Source organism: Paenibacillus rubinfantis (genome assembly GCF_001486505.1).
Taxonomy (GTDB): Bacteria; Bacillota; Bacilli; order Paenibacillales; family Paenibacillaceae; genus Fontibacillus; species Fontibacillus rubinfantis.
Genome location: NZ_LN909066.1, coordinates 886,947 through 912,691 on the forward strand (window position 1 = coordinate 886,947; position 25,745 = coordinate 912,691).

A 25,745-nucleotide genomic window follows, 5' to 3' on the forward strand; every position below is an offset into this window, starting at 1 on the left:
TTAGTTACATTTTTGTAACCTTTCTACAACGAGTATAACATGAATCATCTACGAATGGACCCCATAAATGTTGGTAAATGAGCAAAAACCGCGGTGGGACGCGGTTTATCACTCTATCAATCTATGATCTTATTCCCCTTTACTCTTCGCTCCGACCTTTACCGGCGGTAACAACTTCGCTAGATTCACCGTACGGACGATTTCCCAAGTTGCCGGATCTTCCGGATCATATTGCTCTAAATAATGAATGACTTCTTTCGTAATCGGCGTTGGCGTTGATGCTCCCGAAGTCACAGCCACCTTATGAATGCCTTCCAGCCATTCGCGCTTCAGCTCCGTGACGTCGGCGATGCGGTATGCCGTCACTCCAGCGATCTCCTCGGATACCTGGGCAAGCCGGTTGGAGTTGTTGCTCCGAGGATCGCCTACAACGATCACAAGGTCCGCCTGGCTTGCCTGCTCCGCCACCGCCTGCTGGCGCAATTGGGTCGCTAGGCAGATTTCATTATGCACTTCGGCGCCCGGGTATTTCTCCAGCAGTTTTTTCATAATATGCTTGATATCCCATTGACTCATCGTCGTTTGGTTCGTAATTACGATTTTGTTGGCTGTAAGATTCAACTGGTCGATCTCTTCTTCCTTCTCGATCAAGTGAACCTTGTCCGGCGCCACGCCAACCGCGCCTTCCGGCTCGGGGTGCCCTTTCTTCCCGATGTAGATCACCTCATACCCCTCGGCGACCTTCTCTTCGATCAGCACATGGGTTTTAGTTACGTCAGGGCAGGTGGCATCCACCGTTGTAAGCCCTTTGTCGCGGGCTAGCTTGCGAACCTCAGGCGACACGCCATGGGCGGTAAAAATAACCGTCCCGCTCTCCACCTTACTCAAAATATCCAGGCGGTTAGGACCGTCCAGCGTAATAATTCCCTCATCCTCGAAGGAGTTCGTGACATGACTGTTATGCACAATCATGCCGAGTATATAAATCGGCCGCGGTAAATCGAGATTCTGAGCGGCCTGCCGGGCCAGAACCATCGCGTCCACGACACCGTAGCAATAGCCGCGCGGTGAAATTTTAATGACTTCCATGAGTTGTATCCCTGCTTTCTCGTCCCCCAGTTTTCCTGACGGAGGGGAGCCACTCTATTATAAACTATTCCGGGAGGGCGTTAAAGGCGGTAGGAAGCCAGATGATAAAAGTCGTTCCCTCCCCGCGCTTGGTCAACACTTCCACGGAGCCTTCATGCTCGTCGATAATCCATTTGGCGATAGATAACCCTAGTCCGGTCCCTTGGATGACCCCACGGGACGGATCGGCCCGATAAAAGCGCTCAAAGATATGCGGGACTTCGCTGCGATCCATCCCGATGCCCGTATCGGCGATCCGAATCCCGACCTGATCCCCCGACCGGACGGCATCGATGGTGACGCTGCCTTGCTGCGTATATTTGAACGCATTTTCAATGAAAATAAACAGCATCTGCTGGAGGTAATCCTTGCTGCCAATGACCGTCACATCGTCCAGCGCTTGCAAATCCCCCTGCACCCAATCCGCTTCCCTTGGCAGGAATTGCGCCCGGCGCACTACTTCCTCCACGACCGGCGCCAGGAGGATCGGCTCCTTCGTCAACGTTTGGCCCGCATCTGCCCGGGCCAGCGACAGCATGTCGTTGACCAGCCGGCTCATGCGTTCGGATTCGGCGGCAATGTCACTCACCGCTTCCAGCGAATAGTTGCGCACCCGCTCCTCCTCGCCCGGATCCCGTTGGGCTTCATCCTGGGTCCACATGCGCTTCAGCAAGTCGACGTTGCCGCGAATCGTCGTCAGCGGCGTCCGCAACTCGTGGGAGGCATCCGAGACGAACCGGCGCTGAGTGGAATAAGCTTCATCCAACTCTTTGTAAAAGCCTTCGGTTCGCGCCAGCATGTTGTTGACGGTGCCGATCAATTGCCCAATTTCATCATTAGGTCCTTGGTAATCGATCCTTACGCTCAGGTCGTTGCCGGTCTGAATCCCGTTCGCCGCCTCAATAACCTTGCCAATCGGCGCCATCGACTGGCGCGCCAAGAAGAGGCCAAGCGAGCTTGCCGCCAGAATCGTGATCATTGAGCCAAACAACAGAACGGTGCTCATACGGTTCATCAATTTGTCTTCGGCCCCGGTATAGGCCGCAAGTTGAATTAAACCGATCAAATTGTTATCCAGCGTGATGGGAAGCTGGTACAGTAAGAAGGATTGATTATACATCTGAACCTTCTTAAAACCCGCGATCTTGCTAACCGAATCCCCGTCGGGAACCGGAAATTTCATATTCCAATTCAACAGATTTTGCGAATACCGCGTATGGCCGTCCGTATAATTGTGGATCTGCACAAACAGTTGGGCGTCCTCCAGCCGATTGGCCTGCATCGGGTCCAGGTACAAGTCCAGTCCCTGGGTAATGCTGTAGCTTTGTGAGTTCTTAATCCGATTGGCCTGATCCTCCAACCGGTTTTTTACTTCCATATACGTATTGTATCGGACAAATGCATAGATCGATGCGCTGAACAGGATCAGCGTCACGGCCAGAATCCCGGTATACCATGCAGTCAGCCGCAGCCGAATCGACATGCTTAAGCCTCTCCTCTCAGGATGTAACCGGCCCCGCGGATCGTTTGAATCACGCGCTTGCCTCCGTGCTCCTCCGTCTTTTGCCGAAGCATGGCAATATAGACCTCCAGCACGTTGGACTCTCCGCTATAGTCGTAACCCCAAATTTTATCCATGATCAAATCGCGGGTTAGCAGCCGTTTCGGATTTTGCAGGAACAGATGGAGCAGCTCAAATTCCTTGGCCGTCAGCTCCAGGCGCTGCCCGCCTCGCGTAACCTCACGCGAATCGAGATCCATGACGATGTCTTCAAAAATCAGGCGTTGGCTGCCGGCTTCCCTCGCCGAATCCTTGCGTCGCAGCAACGCCCGCACCCGAGCTAACAGCTCCTCGAGGGCAAACGGCTTAACGAGGTAGTCATCCGCGCCGAGATCCAGGCCTTTCACCCGATTCTCGACCTCGTCCTTGGCGGTTAACATCAGGACCGGCACAGTGCTCCCGCCCTCCCGCAATCGCCGGCAGACCTCAAACCCGTCTACTTTGGGCATCATTACGTCTAAAATAATCAGATCCGGGTCAGCGCTCATCATCATCGACAGCCCTTCCGCCCCGTTCTGAGCCGTATAAACGTCATACCCCTCGAACGCCAGGCCGCGCCGCAGCATCGACGTAATTTTCTCATCATCATCTATGACCAATATCGCCGATCTCACGAAAATCTCTCCTTTGCCTTGCGCTTGCTTCAAGCAAGCTCTACTAACTCTATTGTACCAAAACGGAAGGTGAACCCGCATCCGGAAACCAAAAAGGCGGCAGGCTATTCCTGCCGCCTTTGCCGCCCTGGGAGCTTCCCGTGCGATTAGTTCACGTTGGAAAACTCATTTTTGTCGCCGATCGTTACCTCCAGATCGATATTCTTACCGTCACGCACGACATTTAACGTCACTTTCGTTCCGACCTGCTGTTTCTGAATGTATTCAATCAGCTTTTCCTTTGTCGCAAATTTCGTGCCGTTCGCTCCCGTAATGATGTCGTACGGACGAAGATCGGCGTTGTAAGCCGGCGATTTGAAGATGATGTCGGTGACAATCGAGCCTTCCTTCACGTCGGTTTGCATTTGCTTCGCAACTTCCTCGGTCATCGTCATCAAGGTCGCGCCGATAAACGGTACCGGTTTTTGCGGGATTTTCTCGTTGTTTTTCAGTTTGTCCAAAACTTCCGAGATCGTGCTGGTCGGAATCGCAAAGCCGATCCCCTGCGAATCCGAGCTCACGGCCACGTTAATCCCGATGACTTCGCCGTTCAGATTCAACAGCGGACCGCCGGAGTTCCCCGGGTTGATTGAAGCGTCGGTTTGCAGCAAATGCTCATACTCGCGGTCCTTCTCGCCGTTCTCCCCGGCGATCGTAATGTCGCGTTCCTTCGCGCTCAGCACCCCGGCCGTTACCGTATGGTCAAAACCCTGCGGGTTCCCGATCGCGACCATCCATTCCCCAACCTGCGTGTTGTCAGAGTTGCCCAGCGGAATCGATGGGAAGTTGCTGTCGCCATCGATTTTTAGCACGGCCAGGTCAAGCTCGTAGCTGGTGCCCAGCACCTTGGCTTCATACGGCTTCTCCGTACCTTGGACCGTTACCTGCACGACGTCCGCGTTATGCACGACATGTTCATTGGTCAGAATATAGCCTGTTTTGTCAAAAATAAATCCGGATCCAATCCCCGTCGGCACCAATTGGCTCGAACCGGAGGAGGAACCGCCGCTGCCGCCGCCATTGCCGTTGCCGCTGTTCCCGCCGAAGCCAAACGCATCATCGCCGAAGAAGTAGCGGTAGAACGGATCGCTGCTATACGGATTGCTGCTGCCTTGCTTGCTGGCGTCCGTCAGCGTTTCGATTTTGACTACGGCCGGTCCGGCCTGGTTGACGACTTTGGTCACTTCCCCCGAATCGGTGATCGGGTACAATGCGGTGGTCGCTTTGCCCGTCGATTCGGTGCCGCTGTTGCCCGATGTGTTGCTCGAAGCCGGTACAGAAGCGGAAGCCGCTTGATCCGACGTAAACAGGTTGGCGCGGTCTGCAAAGACCATGGCGCCCGTCATGATCAGCATCCCGGCCAATACGCCGGCGATAACGGAACGGACGGAGGATTTTCTCTGCGGCTTGCTGTTGTACTGCCAATTTGTGCTCTTGGCCGAAGGCAAGTTGCCACGTCCATCTCCATTCGATCCGCCCGAAGCGTCAACCGCGCTGCGGATCATATCGTAGGAGGAAGGCATCGGTTTCAGCGGCTGCGGTCTCGTCACTTCCACTTCTTCAGGTTCGCTGCGTTCGAAGCTAGCTCCTGGAGCCGGCTCCTCGTTGGTTTTGCCATAGGATTGAAAAGGTCCGTAAGAATAATAATAGGAAGAGCCCGACTCCGTAGATTCCTGACGCTTCGGTTCGTTTGCGTCATCTTCAAAGGGTTGGCCCGGTTTGTTCTTTTGATCGTCCATGGTATGATTGACCTCCTTCCCCTGCGTAATTCAGGGGTAACTTGTTTTCATGTTTTTATTCTGTACCAGAAACCTTAAACGTACATTAAAAACAATTAAAAAGGAGATAAAAGCTAGAGTTGCCGGTAGAGTTCTGTTCTAAGCGGCCTACCCAAAAAATAGCGCCCATAATTGGCGCTATTCCTTATGACCGCGACACCCAGCCTTGCCGATGCGCATAAATGGCCAGTTGCGTGCGGTCCTCCAGCTCGCATTTCATCAGCAGGTTGCTGACATGCGTTTTGACCGTTTTAATGCTGATATGCAGCTCTTCGGCGATATCCTTGTTGCTTTTTCCCTCGGCGATCAAGAGCAGCACTTCCTTCTCCCGCTCGGTCATCCCCGAGTCATCACCTTGCACCGTCCGCTGACGGAGGCCGCGCGTGAGCGCCTGGGCCACATCGCCTGTCATCACCGGCATCCCGCGATATGCCCCCTGCAGCGCGTAAATCAGCTCTTCGGCGGAAACCGTTTTGAGTACGTAACTAACCGCACCGGCTTCTACCGCCTGAACCACAAGCTCATCCTCCAAGAAGCTGGTCAAGATCACGATTTTCATTCCGGGAAACCGGCTTAACACTTCCTTCGTCGCTTCCGCTCCGTTCATGTTCGGCATCATTAAGTCCATCAGAATGATATCGGGCGGCCCATCCGGAAGCCCGCGCTCCAAGACTTCCACCGCTTCGCGCCCGTCACCGGCCTCACCGATCACTACAAACCCCGGGTCCAGCATCAAGTACGTTTTTAATCCCATCCGCACCATGTCATGGTCGTCGACGATCATCACCTTGATTTTGCTCATTCGCGGCCTCCCCCTTTTCCTTCCTCAAACTTAGGTATATGCACCCGGATCGTCGTTCCCGCTCCCGGTTTGCTGATGATTTCCGCGTTGCCGCCCAGCTTCTCCGCCCGCTCTTTCATGGTCGTTAGACCGTAGGAGCCTTGCTTCTGATACGTGCTGCTGAAGCCTTGTCCATCATCGCTGATGCTGAGCACGACCTGACGCGGGCCTTCCCGCAGCGACAAGCTAACCATGCTGGCTCCGGCATGCTTCACGATATTCGCCATCGCTTCCTGGATGATCAGGAACAGCTGATGCTCCTTCGCTTCCGACATATCCCCTTGGATGTCCAAGTCCTTGATCCCTTTCAGCCCGTTTTGCCGGCAATAATCAGGAAACCACTGATCCAGCGCCTCCGCCAACGATTTGCCGACCAGCTCCATCGGTCGCAATTGGGCGATCAAGGCCCGCATTTGCTTTTGGGCCGTATTCGACATTTGAATCAGCTGATTTAGCACTGTTTCCGCCTGAGCGGCGTTGTTCTCCAGCACCTTCGGCAAAGAGGAGGCCGCCATATGTATGGCGAACAGCTGCTGGCTGACGGTGTCATGCAGATCGCGGGCCAGCCGTCTGCGTTCTTCGAGCACCGCTTTTTCCGCCGCCTGCTCCTTCTCGACGACCTCTTGCTCGCCAAGCTGCTGCAGCAGCTGCATCTTTTTTTCCATCGCATCGATCATGTTGTTGAATTCCTGGTACAGCCCGTTAAAGGTCTGGTCCGCCGTTTCCGGCATGCGGACTGACAAATTGCCTTTGGCTACCTGCAGCATGTTCAGGTGGAGATGATCGATCTTCCCCTGAATGCGCCGACCGGCGATATAGCCGATAATCAGCGCCAAAACGACGATGCCCGCGATATCGTAAATCCACATCCAGGGATCGCTGACAACGATCACGCCGGTGGTGGTTCCGATATAGAAGGCAATCGCCGATAGGCTGCCGGTGAGCAGAAAGTACCCAAGCAACTCCCACTTCGTGTTTTTTAAAATCCGCTGCACGATCATGAGATCAACCTACCATGTTGACTTTGACGTCGCCGACAAACACGCTGACGATCAGCTTTACCCGTTTGCTGGCTTCACCGTAATACGGGGATTCGGCCGTGACGCTGCTCATGAATCCGCCTTGCTTTTGCGTCAGCACCTTCAAGTCGCCAATGAACGCGCTGGAGGTGGCCACGATGCCGATATCCATGTCTTCCGGGACAAATACTTTGACGTCGCCAATGAATGACGAGACGTTGATTTTCGTTTCCCCATAAGGAATTTGCGCTTTGGTCAAGTCGATAATCGTATCGCCGATAAAATGGGAGATATTCATCGGCTTCAGCTGAAAATAATCCTGACCCAGATGCACGTCGCCGATAAAGCCGGATTTTTGGATCACTGAGCCATGGTCTCCCGGAACGCTTCCCCCTTGGAAGTGCCCGAATTTCGGATGCTCAAAACGCGGTTTTTCCTGCTTTGGCCCCTGCTCCTTCTCCTTTTCCTTTTCCATCGAGCCAAAAATCGAATCGAGTGGTGACTCCATCTCCGGATGGAACGTTGGCGGAGGGGGCGGCGGATCCATCGGCGGCATTGGCGGAGGCGGAAAATCCTCATGCCGTCTGCGCCGGTGCGGATCACGCGGCTTAAACAATACGTACAACCCGCCGATGATCAGCATCATCGGGAAGAAGAACCGGAAAAACTCTCCAGGACTCAGATAGATCAAATCCAGATTACGGCCCAAGAAATAGCCGCCAATCAAAATCAATATCGCACTGCCGACAAAGTTGCCTCCCCGCCAGCCGCCGTTGCTAAGGTTCACTAAACCACCCAATATTAGAAATACGGGCCAATACGTCGAGAACATCTCGCCGATGCTGAAATCGGTCACCCCAAGCTGGTTCAGGAGAAAAACTCCCCCGATGCCGATCAACACCATCCCACCAATCAATCTGCCAAATAAGCCGTTTCTCATCTCGCTACCTCCAATGGACTGCCTCTTACTAATGACAGTTTACCTGAAGTGGAAGCCGGTGAACAGCGGCGCGGGATGGAATGCGAACTCCGTCCCGAGACCGAGCCGTCTGGGGATTAATGTAAAAAAGCGTCCCCGCAGGGACGCTCTTTGCTCTTTACGCGATCATTATTGTTGTTTGTTCACAGGAGTCGTTGCATTGCGGGAAGCTTTCGCTTTCTGAGCAACGGTTGCCGTGCTTTCCTCAGCAAATTCCTCGTTAAACTTCTCGTTAGGTGTTTTGTAACCTGGAGAAGCGGCTTTCTTTTGATTTGCCATGAATTTCACCTCCCTCTCGCATACGCCGAATCGTGAGACACCGGCGTTTTACGTGGCCCTCTCGTTGTTGACCACGTAGCTTATTATGCGAATTGGGGAGGCGAATTATGCGAATTGGGGAGGCGAATTATGCGAATTGGGGAGGCGAATTATGCGAAAGGAGAAGGCGAAGTTAGATCGCCTTCTCCCACAGGTTTTCAGGAATTTCTTTACTTACTTCCATCGCTTTGCCAAGCTCCTTCAGCATCGCTTCGGTCAGCTTGCCGTTCCCTTTACGAACGACTTGGACCTCAACCTCTTTTTTCCCCCATTCCTTATACACCTGCTTAGTGGTATCAAAATAAAGGTCGATTTTGTGGCCGCGGATGGCCGAGCCTTTGTCGGCGACAACCCCGTAGCCGTAGCCCGGAATGTAAAGGATGGTGCCTAGCGGAAAAATCTTCAAGTCCGCCGCGATCGTTGAGACGGTGTCTTTATCGCGCCGTACTTTCACGCCTGAATACGTAATGCCATATTGCGGATGATTGGGCTTTTTGCCGGTGGATTCGTAGCCGGCCGTATATCCGGTCGCCAGGACCTTGACCGTTTCCACCGTTTTTTTCTTGCGTTCAGGCTGGGCCTGTTTATGTTCCGGGTTCATCAAGATGACCCGCTGATCGTAGGTTTGCCGGGCCGCTCTTTCCACCCGCAGTTGCTGCGTTTGCTTCAGTTCCAACCATTCCGCGAAATTCCGGTATTGCCGGTCCGCGTTCAAGTTGGAAGGCTGAATTCCATTGGTCGGCAGATCCGCCGCCATCGTAAACACAAGCAAGGCTGCAAGCAAACAGCGTTTGCCGATCTTTTGCCAGAAATGAATTTGGCGCATGTTAAAACCTCCCCCTTATCCGAAAGGTTTTCCACATCCGCCCAATTCTATACATCCTGGCTTTCCTGCATGTAGCTTTACCGATAATTAACTGTAAAAGTGCAGTTATTTTTGCGAAAATCCCTTGCTGGGGATCCTCTAAATGTAATAATACAGTTCATTTCCGCCCAAAACCGCCGATTCAGCCAAAAACTCTCTCTGTGAACTGCGCTTTTACACTTCAAGTCCCTTTAAATCAGGATTTTGCTCATCACGTAATGCACTTTTGCAGTTAAAGCGTGTCTGTGCCTGGTTAAGTGATTCGGCTGAGTTAGCTGGGTCGGCAGGGGCATCCCCTACCACGGAAATGTTGTAAAATCTGCAACATTTTTGCGCCCGTTCGCCGTCCCAAGCCCAAAATGTTGCAAAAACTACAACATTATAGAGGACTTCCCGCAAAAAGAGGCTAAAATGTTGTACACAATACAACATTTTAGCCTCTATCCTCACAACACACCTCCAAAATGTTGCACTAAATGCAACATTTCCTCCGCTTCATCCGCCCGAGCGAACGGAAGCAGTCAAACACGCCCGAACTAAATCACGTGGTTACGGATTTGATCCTGCAGCTCGGCGATTACTTCGTCGACTGCTTTGGCGCCAAGATCGCCCTCGCCGCGCTTCCGCACAGAGACGGTGCCCGCACTCTGCTCGCTTTCGCCGACGACAAACATGTACGGCAACTTCTCCAACTGAGCTTCACGGATTTTGTAGCCCAGCTTCTCGTTGCGCAGATCGCTTTCGGCGCGGATGCCGGCAGCGCGCAGCTTGTCTTCTACTTGACGCGCATAAGCGTCGAAGTTGCCGGACACCGGAATCACCTTCGCTTGAACCGGTGCTAGCCACAGCGGCAGATTCCCTGCGAAGTTCTCGAGCAGGAAGGCGGTGAAGCGTTCCATCGTGCCCAGGATGCCACGGTGCAGAACAACCGGACGATGCTTCGCACCATCGTCGCCGACATATTCAAGCTCGAAACGCTCTGGCAGCAGGAAGTCGATTTGCACGGTCGACAGCGTTTCTTCTTTGCCCAGCGCCGTTTTGATCTGAACGTCAAGCTTGGGTCCGTAGAACGCCGCTTCGCCTTCCGCCTCGAAGAACGGCAAGCCGGCTTCCTCAACAACCTCGCGGAGCATGCGCTGCGCGGTATTCCACATCTCGTCGTTCTGGAAGTATTTCTCCGTATCCTGCGGATCGCGGTAAGACAAACGGAAGCGGTATTCATGGATCCCAAAATCGTTGTAAACCTGTTTAATCAGGTCGAGCACGCGTGTAAACTCATCCTTGATTTGATCTAGACGGCAGAAGATATGTGCATCATTTAACGTCATGGAACGTACGCGATGCAAGCCGGTCAAGGCACCGGACATTTCATAGCGATGTTGCAAGCCCAGCTCGGCAATCCGGATCGGCAGATCCCGATAGCTTCTCATGTCGCTCTTATACACCATCATATGGTGTGGGCAGTTCATCGGACGGAGTACAAATTCTTCCGTATCGATGGTCATTTTCGGGAACATGTCTTCCTGATAATGCTCCCAGTGTCCCGACGTTTTGTACAAATCCACGTTCCCAAGCGCCGGCGTGTACACATGCTGGTAACCCAAACGCTCCTCGATATCAACGATATAACGCTCCAGCGTCCGGCGAACCGTTGCGCCTTTTGGCAGCCAGATCGGCAAGCCTTGACCGACCAGATTGTTGAATGTAAAGATGTTCAATTCTTTGCCGAGCTTACGGTGGTCGCGTTTCTTCGCTTCCTCCAGCATATGCAGGTGCTGATCCAGCTCCGCTTTCTTCATAAATGCGGTGCCGTAAATGCGCTGCAGCATCTTGTTATTGCTGTTGCCGCGCCAGTACGCGCCGGCCACGCTCAGCAGTTTAAACACTTTGATTTTCCCAGTTGAAGGCACATGCGGTCCGCGGCACAGGTCAAAAAATTCGCCTTGATCGTAAATCGAGATGACGCTGTCCTCCGGCAGATCGCGAATCAGCTCCAGCTTATACGGATCGCCCAGCTCAGTGAAGATTGCCACCGCTTCCTCACGGCTTACTTCCCGGCGCGTAATCGGCAGATTTTCGCCGATGATGCGTTCCATTTCTTTTTCGATCTTTTGCAGATCCTCCGGGTTCAAAGGATGCTCCAAGTCCATGTCATAATAGAACCCGTCTTCAATAACCGGACCGATCCCCAGCTTCACTTCCTTGTTGCCAAACAGGCGTTTGACCGCTTGGGCCATCAAATGGGCGCTGCTGTGGCGCATGATTTCCAAACCGTCCTGGGAATCCCCCGTAATGATCTCCACTTTGGCGCCGTCCACCAGCTTCGTGTTCAAATCAACCGCCATGCCGTTGATCTTCCCAGCCAACGCATTTTTGCGTAAACCGCTGCTGATCGAAGCCGCTACATCCTCCAAACTGCTGCCTTCCGCATACTCCCGAACCGAACCGTCCGGCAAAATAACTGATACTGCCACTTTGTGTTCCTCCCTACTCAGAATGTTGTTGAATTTACCGGAGCGGACAAATCAAAAAACGCCCGTCCCCGGAAAGGGACGAGCGTTATATACCCGTGGTTCCACCCTCATTCGGCCTCCTCTGCGCAGCAGCACCAACAGTGCACTGCAATCGGATCTGGCCCTTAATTCGGCATTCGATAACGGCAATGAACCGGTATTCCTTACTTCAATTCAGGTTCGGGAATACAGCTACAAAGGGGTAAACCAAAAGCGAAACCGAAGGGAATTCCAGCCAAGTTCCCTCTCTCTGTACCGTTCAAGCCTTCTGGCTCATGTCTTTGTCAACGCTATTTAAGGTTGCTCAATAATCAGCTTTTGATCACGAAGCTCATCCTGATGCGAAATCAACTTCGAAGCTTGAATTCAGCCGGTCCCTCCGTTGCTCACGTAGTCTCCTACTACGCTTCGCTACTCACTCCCAAGCTTCATCCAACCTTCTCGGTGCTGAAAAGCCGCTTATTAAACCTCGATTTAAATAAATAAACTTGCAAGTTATTATAATGCTAACTTTCCGAGCCGTCAAGAAACCCTCCGCTTACCTCCTGGATCAAGAACGGCGAAATTCCTGATGGAATGGCTTGCAATGCGGACAAAGCAAGCATATTTCCACCCGGTCTCCAAAAATCCGCGAGATGGTTGTGATCACCAGCGCATCCGGGTCCTGCGTGTGGATCAGAATCTTATCCGGAGACAAGGAGATCAAGGTGCTGACGATCACGTCCTCCATCTGCATCTCCTGATCGGCAATCCGCGCCACAACCCCGCCGGAAGCCGGTACGTGAACTGGGGTAAACTGCTCGTTCAGGATCGCAAACTCATGACCGTGTTTATGCATCAAATGAACCAACGGCGTCAGGGGCTCCTGAAAATAAACGAAATACTGCAGCAACCCAATAAACTCCTCATACTGCTTATCCAGCAAAAACTCGTCCACGGCAAAATCGACAATCTCCCGCAGCTTGTCCTCATACGACTTTAGGCGAAACAAAGCGAATCCATCCAGATGCAGATCATTGGAGGTCTGCAGATACTCGCGTATCGCCTTTTGGACCAGCGTTTTGCGTTCCTCTCGCGACCCTCCAGTTTCGGTGCCTTCTTCAGCAAGCAAACGGTCCACCATTTGTTGAACCTGCTGCGCTTCCTCCCGGGATTCGAAGCTGTAGTCCCTTTTCATAACTCGAGTTGCAATCTCTGCTTCCTTCACATCTATGATGTACTCCGCAATTCCAAGCGTTAAAAGGTCGATCAGTTGTTCCGGGTGATCTTGTCCGCTGTTCGAGTCCGGTCGGCCTTCCACCACAGCCTCCAACATCCCGCCTTCAGACACTTGAAACCTAAGTTGAACCTTTCGGCGGTTATGTAAGCTGTTTACGGCATCCTGTATCAGGCTTTTGAACCGTTCCTCCGAATCGGCGGAACCGCATGTGACGCGTACGGTAAAAAAATCCATGAACCTGGCCCCCTTCCGCTTCCTTCTCCAAGTATATGGCGGGAAGGAAACGGATATACGGGAACCGTTCATGGAATGAAAGGCATTTCTGCCAGTAAATTGCCAGGGAAAGCCTAGGCTTGCAGATTAGTTTTGCATAATAAAATCGCGTTCGACCGTTGTTTCTTCGTCAAAGACACGCAAAATTTCGTATTTCGTGTTACGCTGGGCCGGGATTTTTCCGGCCGACCGAATAATGGACAGAATCGACTCAATATTCACTTTATGCGTGGCGCCGGCGGACGAGACGACGTTCTCCTCGATCATCGTACTGCCGAAGTCGTTGCAGCCGTATTGCAGTGACAGCTTGCCAACTTCCGGTCCCATCGTTACCCAAGAGGATTGCAGGTTCTTGATATTATCCAATACGATTCGGCTGATCGCCACCGTTTTCAAATAAGATTCCGGCGTTTGGCGTTCAGCCTTCAGGTTCGTATTATCCGGCTGGAACGTCCACGGAATGAAGGCCAGGAAACCTTCTGACGGATAGCCGTTCTGGATGTTTTCATCCTGGGCTTCACGAACGCGCAGCAGGTGCAGCGCCCGCTCCTCCATCGACTCGCCGAACCCGATGACCATCGTGGCCGTCGTGTTCATCCCGATTTTGTGCGCGGTTTGCATCACGTCCATCCAGTCTCTCCAGGAGCCTTTCAAACGGCTGATTTTGCGGCGCGTTCGGTCGTCCAGGATTTCAGCCCCGCCGCCCGGCAGCGAATCCAGGCCCGCCTCGTGGATGGCACGCACCACTTCCTCCAGCGAAAGACCGTCCGACACTTCCTTCATTTTCATAATCTCCGCAGGGGAGAACGAGTGCATCGTAATATCCGGGAACCGTTGCTTAATCGCTTTAAGTAAGTTCGTATAATAGCTAAATGGCAGATTCGGGTTGGTGCCGCCTTGCATCAGAATTTCCGTGCCGCCAACATCAATCGTTTCTTGAATTTTCTGAAAAATCAACTCATCGGGAAGCACATACCCTTCCTCGGAGCCAGGCCGGCGATAAAACGCACAAAACCGGCAATAAACGTCGCATACGTTCGTATAGTTGATGTTCCGCCCGATCACAAACGTGGTGATTGGTTCAGGATGCTTGCGCTCCATGAGGATGTTGGCGGTATGGCCCATTTTCTCGATTTCATCGGATTCGTACAGCCGAATCGTATCTTCCAGATCCAGACGCCCGCCTTGCAGCGCCTTGTTTAATATATCGTCGATTGCAGTCATGATCACTGCCTCCTTAGAACAATAAATAAATGCCCGGGAATACCTGAAAATTAAAATGATAAATTTATCGTAACACAGGTCCGCCCAGAAAAACAGCACCCGATGTTGGGTGCCAAACGCCAAAGGGCCGCAACTCGCGGCCCTGATTCATGTAAATCCTCTGGTTAACTATTCCGAAGCGCCTCGTCCAAATCGGCCAGCAAATCGTCGATATCCTCAAGCCCAACGGAGAAACGCAGCAAGCCGTCCGTAATGCCCCGCTCGGCGCGAACCTCCGGCGGCATCGAAGCGTGCGACATCATCGCCGGGTAGGAGAGAATGCTCTCGACCGCTCCCAGACTGACCGCAACAAGCGGCAGCTTCACCTGATTCAGCAGCCGCTTCGCGCGCTCGCCCGAGCCGACGTCGAAGGAGACAACCGCGCCATACCCGGTCGATTGCTTCTCCTGGATCTCGCGGCCGGGATGCTCCGGCAGGCCGGGATAGAACACCGCGTCGATATCGCCGCGGCGACTTAGCCAATCGGCCAGCTTGCGGGCGCTCACTTCACTGTGCGCCATCCGCGCACCCAGCGTTTTCATGCCGCGCATAAGCAGCCAGGAATCCTGCGCGCCAAGGACGGTACCTAGCCCGTTTTGTACGTATTTCAATTGACGGGCCAATTCCTCCGTCCGCGCCACCGCCAGCCCGGCCAACACATCGCTGTGCCCGCCGAGGAATTTGGTTGCGCTGTGCAGGACGATATCGGTCCCAAGCTCAATAGGCCGCTGGTAATACGGGGTCATAAACGTATTGTCCACGATGCTGAGCAGGCCTTTTTCCCGTGCCCAGGCGGAGATTTCCGCGATATCGGTGATTTTTAGCGTAGGGTTAGACGGCGTCTCTATATATACGGCTTTCGTGTTGGGCTTTATTGCGGCCTTCACCAGTTCTGGCTGCGTCATGTCCACAAACGTCGTTTCGATATTCATTCGGGTCAAAATATTCGATAGCAACCGGTAGGTCCCGCCGTACACATCCTCGGTCACGATGAGATGGTCGCCAGCCGAGAACAAAATCAGCGTCGTCGAAATCGCCGCCATCCCGCTGGCGAACGCGAAGCCCTGCACCCCGCCTTCCAGCACCGCAATATAATCCTCGAGCGCCTGCCGCGTCGGATTGCCGGAACGGCTGTAATCATGCTGCGGCGGATTAAAAATATCGCGATGATGGAACGTCGACGCCTGATAAATCGGTACGCTGGACGCGCCCGTCGCTTCGTCCACCTCGCTGCCGAAATGGATCAGCTTCGTTTCGAATTTGTTTTCCCGTTTCTCCTGCCCGCTCATGCGCCTTGTCCCCCTTCGACTTCCTGCCGTGCCGCCTCCAACGCTCCATTCAAATCGGCGATCAAATCATCGACATGCTCGATGCCAACGGAGAACCGCAGCAACCGATCATCTACGCCCACCGCATTGCGGATTTCCGCGGGAATATCTGCATGCGTCTGTACCGCCGGATACGTCATAAGCGATTCCACGCCGCCTAGGCTTTCGGCAAAGGCGATTAGGTTCAGATGGCGCAGCACTGGTTCTACATATCGGGCATCCGTCACTTTAAAAGAGAAGATCCCCGTATTGCCGCTCGACTGTTTCCGTTGCGTCGCGTACCCCGGATGATCCTCCAATCCCGGGTGGAACACCTCCCCCACCTGCGGATGCGACTGCAGGAATTTGGCGATGGCCAGCGCATTGCTCTCGTGCCGCTCCATCCGGAGCGCCAACGTCTTCATCCCGCGCATCAGCTGGTAGGAATCGGACGGGCTGAGCACCGCACCAATGGAGTTGTGCAGGATCGCCATCTCCTGGGACAGCTCCTCACCTTTGGTGACGATCAATCCGGCCAGAACATCGTTATGGCCGCCCAGGTATTTCGTCGCGCTATGTACGACGATATCCGCACCAAGCTCGATCGGCCGCTGGAAATACGGTGTCATCAGCGTATTGTCCACGATCGTAAGCAGGCCGTGGGACCGCGCCCAGGCCGATACCGCCTCCAGGTCCGTGATCATCATCAGCGGATTGGTTGGCGTTTCGATAATCACGGCTTTCGTGTTGTCCCGGCGTGTTTGTTCCAACGCCTCCAAATCATTGGTGTCCACATAAGAGGCCGTCACCCCATACTTGGACATAATTCGCTCCAATAAGCGGTACGTGCCCCCGTATAAATCCAACGACACGATCAGATGATCTCCTTGCGAAAATAACGTAAACACCGTCTGCAGCGCCGCCATTCCGGAGCTACAGGCAAATCCGGCATCCCCGGATTCCAAGGCCGCCGCCGCATCCTCCAGCACTTTGCGGGTAGGGCTCTTCGTGCGGATATAATCAAATCCCGTACTTTGACCAAGTTGCGGATGCCGAAATGCGGTGGACTGATAGATTGGATAGTTTACCGCCCCCGTCACGGGCTCCTCCATTGATCCGATTTGTGCGAGTCTGCTCTCGATGCGCCATTCCTTATTCTGCTCCCCCACCTGCAATCCCTCCACTTTAGATCTCATATACAAAATCGGCCGTTTGATCGATATCGTACGGCGTTTCTTGGTACACATAGTAGTTTAGCCAATTGGAAAATAATAAGTTAGCATGCGCACGCCACGAAGAACGCGGCGCACGGGTTGGATCGTTATTGGGGTAATAGTTTACCGGCAGCTCGATATCCAAGCCTTTGGCGACATCCCGGTCATATTCCCATTTCAGCGAGTCCGGGTCGTATTCCGAGTGCCCGGTAACGAAGATATGTTTACCGTCGTGGGTCGCCACCAGGTAGATCCCGGCTTCGTCCGATTCCGCCAGAATTTGCAGCTCCGATGCCCGCTCGATGTCGGACCGCTCCACATCGGTATGGCGGGAATGCGGCACCTGGAACACTTCATCAAACCCGCGCAGCAGCTTCACCTTCGGATCATTCACCGTGTGGGAGAAGACGCCAAAGCATTTTTTCGCCAGCGGAATTTTGCGAACGCCGTAGTGGTAATACAAGCCGGCCTGTGAGGCCCAACAGATATGCATGGTTGAGGTCACATGGGTTTTGGACCATTCGAAGATTTCCTTCAGCTCATCCCAGTAGTTGACCTCTTCGAAATCGAGTTGCTCCACCGGCGCTCCGGTCACGATCATGCCGTCAAAGCGGCGGTTGCGGATCTCGTCAAACGTTTTATAGAACATCTCCAAATGTTCCGCAGACGTATTTTTCGAGGTATGGGAGCTGGGATGCAGCAGGACGATTTCCACCTGAAGCGGTGTGTTGCCCAGCAAACGCAGAATTTGCGATTCCGTCGTTTCCTTGGTCGGCATCAGGTTCAGGATCGCAATCCGCAGCGGGCGAATATCCTGATGGTAGGCACGGCTTTCGTCCATGACAAAGATGTTCTCGCTCGCCAGCACATCCTTGGCCGGCAAATGGTCCGGTACTTTAATCGGCATAGGGTTTCACTCCTTTAATCGTAGTGTCAGAATCAAATCATCGTCCGTTTCGAGGGGCCAATTATGCAGAATGACCTCTCTCACGGGGAGAAAGGTCATTACGTATCCGGTATGCGCCTCTCTCATCTCTCAGAAGCCGTCACGCCTTCGAAGCTGACGGTTCTGCAAGAATTAGCACCGCTGCGATTACGAAGAATCGCCGGTTGCCGGGTATCATCGGGCTAGTCCCTCCACCTGCTCTTGATAAGATTTCGCTATATTTAGTTAAGTTATGGGCTGGGCTCGCGCCTGCTCCCTGACATTCACTTTAAAGGATGATACGGCATTCCGTCAAGAACCTGCGAGAAAAATCACACACGATGTTCATGGACCGCGGGGGTCCGGCTCACATAGTATACTTTTGGGTTGAAACATTTCATTCGCTGGCGTTATACTAGACAAGTGCCTTTGGGCCCAGTCGGGCCTAGGGGTTGACGAATGTTCATGTAACCTGAAAATAGCGAGGTGAAACCGAGAATGGAAGGCGACCCGAGTCCGCAGAGGACAACCCAGGAAAACCAATTGCATAGGAAACCGACCCGCTGGGTGCCTGCGGAACGCTTAGGGCACTTTCGTTTCCCGGTGTTTGCATAAACGCCTGTTTGATCGTTCCGGCCGGAGTGAACCCGCGGGAAGTCCCTTTCCTATGTCTCAACCAAGAGCAACCCAGGCCAGCGGGCCCGGGGAAAGGGAGTGAAAGCTTATGAAAATCCGTCATGTCCAAGCCGGCGTATTTACCCCCGTAGAGGACGTAGAACTGACGACTACCGCTCCGGAAGAAGGCTTCTATTGGATCGATGCCGATGTCGATGATCTAGCGCTGCTGCAGCCCTTGTTTTCGCTGCATGATTTGGCTGTAGAAGACTGCTTAAGCGAAGAAGAGCAACGGCCAAAGATCGAAACCTACGATAACCACTATTTTATCGTCGTCAACAGCATTCGCTATGATGATGAAGAGATTTTTCTGCGCGCGTTAAACATTTTCTTGGGACGGCATTATATCATTACGGTTACTAAACAGAAAATCAACGAACTTCGTGCGGTGAAGCCCATCCTGTGGGAGCAGGAGGTCAGCGAGCCCGACCGGTTCCTATACCTGCTGGTCGACTTGGTGGTCGACAATTACTTCACGGTCGGCGACCGAATTGAAGTGAAGATCGAGAAGCTCGAAGAAGATATCCTGATGCACACGAAACGCTCGCACCTGAACGAAATTATCGGGCTGCGAAGCGAGATTTTGTGGCTGAAGAAGGTGCTGGGTCCGCAGAAGGAAGTTATCAACATTTTGAATAAGAAAGACCTCCGCCTTATCGACGACCAACTGCAAAAATACTTCAGCGACATCTACGAAAACGCCGTGAAGATCTCCGAGAACTTCGATACGTTCCGCGAGCTCGTCGGCAACTTACGCGAGGCCTATCAGGCCGCTATCGCCAATCGCGCCAACGAAATCATGCGCGTGTTCACCGCGATTACAACGATTTTCATCCCGTTGACGCTGATCACCGGCATCTACGGCATGAACTTCGACAATATGCCAGAGCTGCATTCGCAGTACGGTTACTTTATCGTCCTCGGCATCATGGGCGTGCTGGGTCTCGGCATGTATTTCATCTTCCGGAAGAGAGATTGGATATAAAACAGTTAAGCCAACACGGTGTCCGTGTTGGCTTTTTTGGTTTATAACACAGTTTCAGGAGTTCAAGTTGCTCCTATGCGAGTTGCGAGTTGCGAGATGTGCGCGGGAGTGCGCGGGAGTGCGCGGGAGTGCGCGGGAGTGCGCGAGAGTGCACGTGGGGAATCATGTTGCACTTTTGGGGAGTCTAGTCGTAGTCGTGTGCGGGAGCTCATGTTGGCCCTTTTTCGAGCGGTGAGTCGTATTGGCGGCCATTTCGGCCGAGTGAACTGTACTTTTACAGTTTACCTGACCGGCGGTCCCCACAACACCGATGCTGAAATGCAAAAGTGCAGTTATTTTACTGGAAAATGCTCAAATTGAGCCCACCAACTGCAAAAGTGCAGTTGATTTCCGATAAAAAGTGTAGTTTTCGCAATACCCCCCCAAATGAACTGCACTTTTGCAGTTCATTTGCTTATTGGCGGCCATTTCGGCTGAGTGAACTGTACTTTTACAGTTTACCCGACCGGCGGTCCCCACAACTCCGATGCTGAAATGCAAAAGTGCAGTTATTTTACTGGAAAATGCTCAAATTGAGCCCACCAACTGCAAAAGTGCAGTTGATTCCCGATAAAAAATGTAGTTTTCGCAATAACCCCCCAAATGAACTGCACTTTTGCAGTTCATCTGCGTTTTGGCGGCCATTTCGGCCGGTTGAACTGCACTTTTACAGTTCAGTTCATCCGACCGGTGATCCGCACAACTCTGATGCTGAAATGCAAAAGTGCAGTTATTTTGCTGGAAAACGCTCAAATTGTGCCCACCAACTGCAAAAGTGCAGTTGATTTCCGATAAAAAGTGTAGTTTTCGCAATAACCCCCCAAATGAACTGCACTTTTGCAGTTCATCTGCATTTTGGCGGCCATTTCGGCCGAGTGAACTGCACTTTTACAGTTCAGTTCATCCGACCAGTGATCCGCACACTCGGAAGTTACATCGGAAGTTAGTACATTTGCAGTTGTGGTGGATTTGGAGGCAGTTACAGTTACATTTGCAGTTACGATGGTAGTGGAGGCAGTTACAGTTACATTTGCATTTCCAGTTGCTATTACGATGGAAATGGAGGCAGTTACGTTGCAAATTCAGTTCTAATACAGTTCAGATGTAGCTGCGATTACAGTTACTGTTGCGGTGAGGGTGCGATTGCAGTTCGATCCAGTTAAGATTGCGGTGGTGGTTTCTTTGATCGATGAAGTTGCTGTCTCTACCGCCCCTATGACCGCCGTATTACCGAACAGCACCGCATTTCCTGCCGTTGTTGCCTAATTACTTAGCCGTCTTTACCACACTTATCACACTTATCACACTTATCACACTTTCCGCACTTTCCACACTTTCCGCACTTACCACACCTACTGTACGACCCGCCATCCACATACTTGTTACACTTACCACACCCTACTGTACGTTCCCGCCACCCCACATACTTGTTACTCATACCACACCTACGCACTTGCCACACTCTTTCCACACTAGCCACATCTAACGTACATTTACATCATTTCAACACTTACCCCACTTACGCCATTGCCATATAAGCTGCTTTTGCTTCGGTCTGCCGCTCTATCCGACCCACCGCACCCTCCCACCATACCGCTCTAAACCACACCTACCGAATTTACCGCATTTACTGCACTTACCGCACTTACCACACTTACGCATTACCGCACTTGCTGCTTTTGCGCGGTTTGCAACCCATTCAATCCACCGCAAAATCCCGCCATTGCCAACTTACCGCACTTCAAACATTACCCAACTTTACTCCCTTTGCCCGCCTTATCCGGCGTGCCGGGCGCTCTCGCGGTTGCGGCGGTAGCGGATGCGGATCAGGCGCAGGCGCTCGTACAGCGTGTCGAGGCTGCCGCCTTCCGCCGCTTCCGTTCCGTATACCTTGTTGAGGACCGGCTTCAGGAGAGCGTCCCCCAGTTCCTCATAGGCCAGCCAAACCGCTTGTTGCTCGGCTTCCGGCATAGCCTCCAGCTCTGCGCTCACCAAATCGTCGGTGTTGTAGCCTTCCTTCTCCAAATTCTCCAGCAGCTCAACCGCTTCCCGCCGCTCGATCCCCGTCCGCGTGCATATATCCTCGACCTTCAGCCCTTCAGCAAGCGCCTCCAGCACAGCGCGCCGGACGCTGAATTTCTCCATCTCAGCCCGGTATTTCGCCTCCTTCTGCTTATACAGCCAGGAACGAAAACCCTCATCATCGATTTCCTGTTCCACCCAATCCAGCGGAAACGTCGTCTTCCGCTCCGCCGCCTTGGTGATCTCCAGTAACTCAGCACCGTATTCGCCGGCCTTATTCTCTCCGACTCCCGGTAACTGCAGCAGCTCTTCCGCCGTTTGCGGCAAAAACACGCTGATCATCCGCAGCAACCGATTGCTGGCGATCAAGTACGGCGCCTTGCGCTCCGCGGATGCTTTCTTCCGGCGCCATGCCGTCAATTCGTTGTAAACCGGCTCGTTGCCGTTTAATTCGCTGTAACAAAACAGCTTCTGCGCCGCCATTCCACGCCCGGTCAACGCATCCTTCTCATCCCAAATGCCTTCCATCACAGGGCGAAACCCCTCACCCAGCTTGGCCGCCAACCGATGGCGGTAGATGTGGAGCATCTCCGACCAAGAGGCCCCTTCGTACCACAGATCCTCCCGCTCGACGTCCCCACTCAGCTCGTTCCAGCCCATCCGCCATACGCCTTCCTCCTCCCCGATCCATACCTGGGCCCCCCGTATCATGGTGCCGCTGTCCTTCTTCTCCAGACTGTTCAAAAATACGATCCGCATCAATCATTCGCCTCCTTAAAATTTCAGCTACGAAGGAGTTCTGTAAATTCCGTAAATGAAGCACAACGCAAAAAAGCACCTCTTTCGCGAATTTTCGCAAAAGAGGTGCTTCCCCCAAACGTAACCTGTTATCCCTAATAATACCATAATCAGTCCAACTGTCAATGTGGATTTTTCATTGTCCCATCGCTTCCCGTTTTCCGGTATAATAGCTAGAGATATTTCCATTCAAGGAGGCTACCCAAATGAGCGACCCGCATCAAGAACTTGATTTCCTGTCTGACAGCACGGAGAGCACCTCGACCCGCTTCGTTACCTTTATCGGCGGATCGCTGAAGCGCTTTGACCTGGCGGTCACAACCACCAATCGTTTCTATGGCAAAAAATTGGTCACTGACCTGCATAACGGACGCACGGCCATTCTTGGCACCGACGACCTGGAGGAGGAAGGTTACCTTGAGCATATTTTCACCCTCAGCGAAGAGGAAGGTGTCGAGCTTCGCTCCTTCCTGTACCAGGTCTTAGGCGAGCCTTATTTCACCGATTAATCGATTAGACGACGCCCATCCAGGTGCTGACACTAGCCATTTCCAGTTCCTCGAACTTGGAGACCACCTGTGCCGGATTCAACTCAAGCCGGCAGGTCTCCACATCGCACTCCAACTCGATGTCGCAGCGGATCGTAGCTAGCTGCCGAGAGAGGTGCAGCATGTCGAGATCGGCTTCGATTTTGGCACGGACCGATTTAGACAGCTGATCCAAATTGGCCAGGATACCTTCGACTGAGCCGTGCTCCTGCACGAGTTTCAGGGCCGTTTTCTCACCGATGCCGCGCACGCCTGGGTAGTTGTCGCTGGTATCGCCCATCAAGCCCTTCAGATCCACGATCTGTCCGGGCGTCAATTGCTTCTCCTCCATCAAGGCCTCCGGCGTATACACCATGTAGTTGCCGTGGCCTTTCTTCATGATGATTACGCTCGTCCGCTCGCTGACCAGCTGCAGCATATCATGATCGCCCGTCAACACCAGCACGTCCATCTCCTGGCCAAAGCGGGAGGACAGCGTTCCGATGCAATCGTCCGCTTCAAAGCCCGGCGAGCTGACATTCGGAATGCCTAGGCTATCCATCACCTCGCGGATCATCGAAAACTGCGGGATGAGCTCGTCCGGCGCGTCCGACCGATTACCTTTGTAATCGGAGAATTGCTCCGTCCGGAACGTTTTACTGCCTAAATCCCAGCAGCAGGCGATATGCGTTGGCCCAAACTTCTGCACAGCGTCCCAAAAATAACGCATAAACCCATACACCGCATTGGTCGGAACACCTGCTTTCGTACGGCGGATATATCCCGTAGCCGCCGAAGCATAAAAAGCGCGGAACATCAGCGCCATTCCGTCCACCAGCAGAATCGTATCCTTACTGCTTTGCACTAAATTCAAGATTCACTCCTACCCCTTTCTTCTCAAGATTTATTTACTCCACACCTGTTCATAGGTTTCTTCCTTGTATCCAACGGTCACGTTCTTTCCGTCCGTCACGATCGGGCGTTTGATCAACATCCCGTTTGAGGACAGCAGCGTCAGCTGTTCTTCCCGCGACATCGCTGCCAGCTTGTCCTTCAATCCCAATTCCTTATAAACCTCACCGCTCGTATTAAAAAACTTCTTCAACTCCAGCCCGCTCAGCTTCACCAGCTTGTCCAATTCAACGTCACTCGGCGGCGTTTCCTTAATATGATGCAGCTCCAGCTCATGCCCTTTGGCCTGCAGCGATTTAATCGCACTGCGGCATGTCCCGCATTGCGGATAATGATAAACCTTCAGTTTGCTCATGTTCCTTCTTCCCCCTTACTACTTTCCAAAAAGCTCACACCGCGCAGCAGTTCCTCCAGCTTCCGCATATCGGCCGGCAGCTCGGACTTAAAGACCAGCGCCTCGCCGGTGAGCGGATGGCGGAAGCCCAGCTCCGAGGCATGCAGCGCCTGCCGCCCGATCGCGAGGTCCAACTGCGCGATGCGCTCGCGCGCAGACTCCGGCAACTCCGCGAGCCCCGGCAATCCGTAGAACTTGTCGCCGATCAGCGGATGGCCGATCGAGGTCATATGCACGCGGATCTGATGCGTCCGCCCCGTGCCGAGGCGCAGCTCAACCCGGGCTCCGTCGCCGTAAGCCTCCGCCACCTGATAATAGGTCAGCGAGGGGTAACCCGACGGCGTCACGATCCGGCGATGTGGCTCGGCGGGATCGCGGTCGATCGGACCGTCGATCATCCCTTCCCGCACCGCCGGACAGCCATGCACGAGCGCTGTATATTTTTTGCTCACCTCACCGGCGATCAACTGCTCGGAAATATGCTGGTGTACATAGGCATTTTTGGCGATTGCAAGTAGCCCGCTCGTCTCTTGGTCCAGTCGGTGAACCGGCCGAAAGCGGAACTTCTCGCCCATCTCCTGCCAATAATATACGACGCCGTTAGCCAGCGTCCCCGTGTAATGTCCATGCGTGGGGTGCACGATCACTCCCGCCGCTTTGTTGACGATCAGCAGCGCTTCATCCTCGTACACGATCTCAAACGGGATCGGCTCCGGCAGGATGTCGGTGGAGGTTTCCTTCTCCAAAGATACACTGACCGTATCCCCCGCTTTGACCGGAACGCTGATAAACACCCGCTCCCCGTTCAACATCACCCCGCGCTCGGTCAGCTTAATCCGCGACAGCAGCTTGCGGGAGATGCCCATCCGGCGCTGGAGCACGCTTTTGACCGTCCAGCCGTCTTCCGCTACGGGGACTCGATATTCAATCGGATCATAATACTCGGATCTCACTTGTTGCCAAACACCTTCCCGCTCCGCACGTATTCGATATCCGCCACTTGCCGGCGATGATTAGCGGCACGGGCTGCCGCAAAGAAATAGTCCGACAACCGGTTCAAATATTTCAACACCTCGGTATTGATCTCCTTAACCTGGCCCAGCGTAACGACGCGGCGTTCCGCGCGGCGACATACGGTCCGGCAGACGTGCAGCACCGCAGCCAGCGGGGTTCCCCCCGGCAAAATAAACTTCTCAAGCGGCGGATTCTCCGATTCATACCGGTCAATCCATGCCTCTATTTGCTCCGCTAGATCTGGCGTTACTTTATAGCGGCTTTCCGACAGCTTCACGTAGGCGAGATCGGAGCCGCAATCAAACAACTCCTGCTGAATTTGCAGCAGCTGCTCATGAAGGTCACCCAATTTCTCATCCTCCGACAAGCAAACCGCTTGTCCTACAAAACTGTTCAGCTCATCGATCGAACCGTAGGCTTCAACCTGCGCATCGTCTTTGTTCACTCTACCGCCGATCACCGAGGTCTGCCCTTGATCGCCGGAGCGCGTGTATAGCGACATCCTGTATTCCTCCCCGTAACA

General features: G+C 53.3%; 23 protein-coding genes and 1 riboswitch. Of the genes, 2 read left to right on the forward strand and 21 right to left on the reverse strand.

The window, feature by feature from the left end; all coding sequences use genetic code 11:
* Nucleotides 1-129 precede the first annotated feature (129 nt).
* From BN3277_RS21615 to metA, 16 genes are all read right to left on the reverse strand, one after another.
* A complete protein-coding gene (locus BN3277_RS21615; protein ID WP_059046299.1) occupies nucleotides 130-1,089 on the reverse strand; it encodes a 4-hydroxy-3-methylbut-2-enyl diphosphate reductase in 960 nt (319 codons plus the stop codon).
* Nucleotides 1,090-1,153: 64 nt separating this feature from the next.
* Nucleotides 1,154-2,611, reverse strand: a complete 1,458-nt coding sequence (locus BN3277_RS21620; protein WP_059046301.1) for a sensor histidine kinase — start codon at nucleotides 2,609-2,611, stop codon at nucleotides 1,154-1,156.
* A 2-nt stretch (nucleotides 2,612-2,613) separates the two neighbouring features.
* Nucleotides 2,614-3,303, reverse strand: a complete 690-nt coding sequence (locus tag BN3277_RS21625) for a response regulator transcription factor (RefSeq protein ID WP_059046303.1) — start codon at nucleotides 3,301-3,303, stop codon at nucleotides 2,614-2,616.
* 146 nt (nucleotides 3,304-3,449) lie between these two features.
* Nucleotides 3,450-5,081, reverse strand: a complete 1,632-nt coding sequence (locus BN3277_RS21630; RefSeq protein ID WP_059046307.1) for a S1C family serine protease — start codon at nucleotides 5,079-5,081, stop codon at nucleotides 3,450-3,452.
* A gap of 184 nt (nucleotides 5,082-5,265) precedes the next feature.
* A complete protein-coding gene (locus BN3277_RS21635) occupies nucleotides 5,266-5,922 on the reverse strand; it encodes a response regulator (protein ID WP_059046310.1) in 657 nt (218 codons plus the stop codon).
* Nucleotides 5,919-6,962 (reverse strand): HAMP domain-containing sensor histidine kinase, encoded by a 1,044-nt coding sequence (locus BN3277_RS21640; protein ID WP_059046312.1) that lies wholly within the window; start codon nucleotides 6,960-6,962, stop codon nucleotides 5,919-5,921. The genes BN3277_RS21635 and BN3277_RS21640 overlap by 4 nt, the downstream gene beginning before the upstream one ends.
* A 4-nt stretch (nucleotides 6,963-6,966) precedes the next feature.
* On the reverse strand, nucleotides 6,967-7,920 hold the full coding sequence (gene liaF / locus BN3277_RS21645; RefSeq protein ID WP_059046314.1) for a cell wall-active antibiotics response protein LiaF: 954 nt from the start codon (nucleotides 7,918-7,920) through the stop codon (nucleotides 6,967-6,969).
* A gap of 168 nt (nucleotides 7,921-8,088) precedes the next feature.
* The gene (locus tag BN3277_RS25850) at nucleotides 8,089-8,238 is read right to left on the reverse strand and encodes a hypothetical protein (RefSeq protein ID WP_016312938.1); all 150 of its coding nucleotides are present in this window, start codon (nucleotides 8,236-8,238) and stop codon (nucleotides 8,089-8,091) included.
* A 172-nt stretch (nucleotides 8,239-8,410) separates the two neighbouring features.
* On the reverse strand, nucleotides 8,411-9,103 hold the full coding sequence (locus tag BN3277_RS21650; protein ID WP_059046316.1) for a 3D domain-containing protein: 693 nt from the start codon (nucleotides 9,101-9,103) through the stop codon (nucleotides 8,411-8,413).
* A 213-nt stretch (nucleotides 9,104-9,316) separates the two neighbouring features.
* Nucleotides 9,317-9,592, reverse strand: a complete 276-nt coding sequence (locus BN3277_RS21655) for a hypothetical protein (RefSeq protein WP_059046318.1) — start codon at nucleotides 9,590-9,592, stop codon at nucleotides 9,317-9,319.
* Between the two features lie 86 nt (nucleotides 9,593-9,678).
* Complete coding sequence (gene thrS / locus BN3277_RS21660; RefSeq protein WP_059046321.1) at nucleotides 9,679-11,616, reverse strand: threonine--tRNA ligase; 1,938 nt, start codon at nucleotides 11,614-11,616, stop codon at nucleotides 9,679-9,681.
* 589 nt (nucleotides 11,617-12,205) lie between these two features.
* Entirely contained in the window at nucleotides 12,206-13,108 is a 903-nt protein-coding gene (locus tag BN3277_RS21665; protein ID WP_059046322.1) for a putative sporulation protein YtxC, read from the reverse strand.
* A 126-nt stretch (nucleotides 13,109-13,234) separates the two neighbouring features.
* Nucleotides 13,235-14,371, reverse strand: coding sequence for a cyclic dehypoxanthinyl futalosine synthase (gene mqnC, locus BN3277_RS21670; RefSeq protein ID WP_059046324.1), 1,137 nt, complete (start codon nucleotides 14,369-14,371; stop codon nucleotides 13,235-13,237).
* A gap of 164 nt (nucleotides 14,372-14,535) precedes the next feature.
* Nucleotides 14,536-15,699 carry a trans-sulfuration enzyme family protein gene (locus BN3277_RS21675; RefSeq protein WP_059046326.1) on the reverse strand — a complete coding sequence of 388 codons (1,164 nt, stop codon included), beginning with the start codon at nucleotides 15,697-15,699 and terminating at the stop codon, nucleotides 14,536-14,538.
* Nucleotides 15,696-16,886 carry an aminotransferase class I/II-fold pyridoxal phosphate-dependent enzyme gene (locus BN3277_RS21680; RefSeq protein WP_262362898.1) on the reverse strand — a complete coding sequence of 397 codons (1,191 nt, stop codon included), beginning with the start codon at nucleotides 16,884-16,886 and terminating at the stop codon, nucleotides 15,696-15,698. Before BN3277_RS21680 ends, BN3277_RS21675 begins: the two co-directional genes overlap by 4 nt.
* A 16-nt stretch (nucleotides 16,887-16,902) precedes the next feature.
* Entirely contained in the window at nucleotides 16,903-17,838 is a 936-nt protein-coding gene (gene metA / locus BN3277_RS21685) for a homoserine O-acetyltransferase MetA (protein WP_059046327.1), read from the reverse strand.
* Between the two features lie 119 nt (nucleotides 17,839-17,957).
* A riboswitch (SAM riboswitch) is annotated at nucleotides 17,958-18,088 on the reverse strand.
* A 492-nt stretch (nucleotides 18,089-18,580) separates the two neighbouring features.
* Here metA and corA point away from each other — a divergent pair.
* Nucleotides 18,581-19,516: a magnesium/cobalt transporter CorA gene (corA, locus tag BN3277_RS21690; RefSeq protein WP_059046329.1), complete on the forward strand. Its 936-nt coding sequence runs from the start codon at nucleotides 18,581-18,583 to the stop codon at nucleotides 19,514-19,516.
* Nucleotides 19,517-21,331: 1,815 nt separating this feature from the next.
* Here corA and BN3277_RS21695 read toward each other — a convergent pair.
* Nucleotides 21,332-22,336, reverse strand: a complete 1,005-nt coding sequence (locus BN3277_RS21695; protein WP_059046330.1) for an HRDC domain-containing protein — start codon at nucleotides 22,334-22,336, stop codon at nucleotides 21,332-21,334.
* Between the two features lie 245 nt (nucleotides 22,337-22,581).
* Here BN3277_RS21695 and BN3277_RS21700 point away from each other — a divergent pair, with 245 nt between their 5' ends.
* Nucleotides 22,582-22,884, forward strand: a complete 303-nt coding sequence (locus BN3277_RS21700) for a DUF3055 domain-containing protein (RefSeq protein ID WP_059046332.1) — start codon at nucleotides 22,582-22,584, stop codon at nucleotides 22,882-22,884.
* Between the two features lie 4 nt (nucleotides 22,885-22,888).
* Here the strand turns inward: BN3277_RS21700 and BN3277_RS21705 are convergent, their stop codons facing one another.
* Genes BN3277_RS21705 through BN3277_RS21720 form a run of 4 tightly spaced genes read right to left on the reverse strand, consistent with a single transcriptional unit; the run spans nucleotide 22,889 to nucleotide 25,724 of the window.
* Entirely contained in the window at nucleotides 22,889-23,776 is an 888-nt protein-coding gene (locus tag BN3277_RS21705) for a 5'-3' exonuclease (RefSeq protein WP_082691550.1), read from the reverse strand.
* A 30-nt stretch (nucleotides 23,777-23,806) separates the two neighbouring features.
* Nucleotides 23,807-24,169, reverse strand: a complete 363-nt coding sequence (locus BN3277_RS21710; RefSeq protein WP_059046334.1) for an arsenate reductase family protein — start codon at nucleotides 24,167-24,169, stop codon at nucleotides 23,807-23,809.
* Nucleotides 24,166-25,161, reverse strand: a complete 996-nt coding sequence (locus BN3277_RS21715) for an RluA family pseudouridine synthase (RefSeq protein WP_059046336.1) — start codon at nucleotides 25,159-25,161, stop codon at nucleotides 24,166-24,168. The genes BN3277_RS21710 and BN3277_RS21715 overlap by 4 nt, the downstream gene beginning before the upstream one ends.
* On the reverse strand, nucleotides 25,158-25,724 hold the full coding sequence (locus BN3277_RS21720) for a cob(I)yrinic acid a,c-diamide adenosyltransferase (RefSeq protein ID WP_059046338.1): 567 nt from the start codon (nucleotides 25,722-25,724) through the stop codon (nucleotides 25,158-25,160). Before BN3277_RS21720 ends, BN3277_RS21715 begins: the two co-directional genes overlap by 4 nt.
* Between the last annotated feature and the right edge of the window lie 21 nt (nucleotides 25,725-25,745).

Excerpts from the sequence above, each read along its gene's own strand:
- BN3277_RS21615 (WP_059046299.1), bottom strand. The coding sequence starts at position 1,089 with ATGGAAGTCATTAAAATTTCACCGCGCGGCTATTGCTACGGTGTCGTG.
- BN3277_RS25850 (WP_016312938.1), bottom strand. The coding sequence starts at position 8,238 with ATGGCAAATCAAAAGAAAGCCGCTTCTCCAGGTTACAAAACACCTAAC.
- corA (WP_059046329.1), top strand. The coding sequence starts at position 18,581 with ATGAAAATCCGTCATGTCCAAGCCGGCGTATTTACCCCCGTAGAGGAC.
- metA (WP_059046327.1), bottom strand. The coding sequence starts at position 17,838 with ATGCCGATTAAAGTACCGGACCATTTGCCGGCCAAGGATGTGCTGGCG.
- mqnC (WP_059046324.1), bottom strand. The coding sequence starts at position 14,371 with ATGACTGCAATCGACGATATATTAAACAAGGCGCTGCAAGGCGGGCGT.
- BN3277_RS21720 (WP_059046338.1), bottom strand. The coding sequence starts at position 25,724 with ATGTCGCTATACACGCGCTCCGGCGATCAAGGGCAGACCTCGGTGATC.
- BN3277_RS21635 (WP_059046310.1), bottom strand. The coding sequence starts at position 5,922 with ATGAGCAAAATCAAGGTGATGATCGTCGACGACCATGACATGGTGCGG.
- BN3277_RS21620 (WP_059046301.1), bottom strand. The coding sequence starts at position 2,611 with ATGTCGATTCGGCTGCGGCTGACTGCATGGTATACCGGGATTCTGGCC.
- BN3277_RS21695 (WP_059046330.1), bottom strand. The coding sequence starts at position 22,336 with ATGCGGATCGTATTTTTGAACAGTCTGGAGAAGAAGGACAGCGGCACC.
- liaF (WP_059046314.1), bottom strand. The coding sequence starts at position 7,920 with ATGAGAAACGGCTTATTTGGCAGATTGATTGGTGGGATGGTGTTGATC.
- BN3277_RS21650 (WP_059046316.1), bottom strand. The coding sequence starts at position 9,103 with ATGCGCCAAATTCATTTCTGGCAAAAGATCGGCAAACGCTGTTTGCTT.
- BN3277_RS21700 (WP_059046332.1), top strand. The coding sequence starts at position 22,582 with ATGAGCGACCCGCATCAAGAACTTGATTTCCTGTCTGACAGCACGGAG.
- BN3277_RS21675 (WP_059046326.1), bottom strand. The coding sequence starts at position 15,699 with ATGAGCGGGCAGGAGAAACGGGAAAACAAATTCGAAACGAAGCTGATC.
- BN3277_RS21630 (WP_059046307.1), bottom strand. The coding sequence starts at position 5,081 with ATGGACGATCAAAAGAACAAACCGGGCCAACCCTTTGAAGATGACGCA.
- BN3277_RS21640 (WP_059046312.1), bottom strand. The coding sequence starts at position 6,962 with ATGATCGTGCAGCGGATTTTAAAAAACACGAAGTGGGAGTTGCTTGGG.
- BN3277_RS21665 (WP_059046322.1), bottom strand. The coding sequence starts at position 13,108 with ATGGATTTTTTTACCGTACGCGTCACATGCGGTTCCGCCGATTCGGAG.
- BN3277_RS21710 (WP_059046334.1), bottom strand. The coding sequence starts at position 24,169 with ATGAGCAAACTGAAGGTTTATCATTATCCGCAATGCGGGACATGCCGC.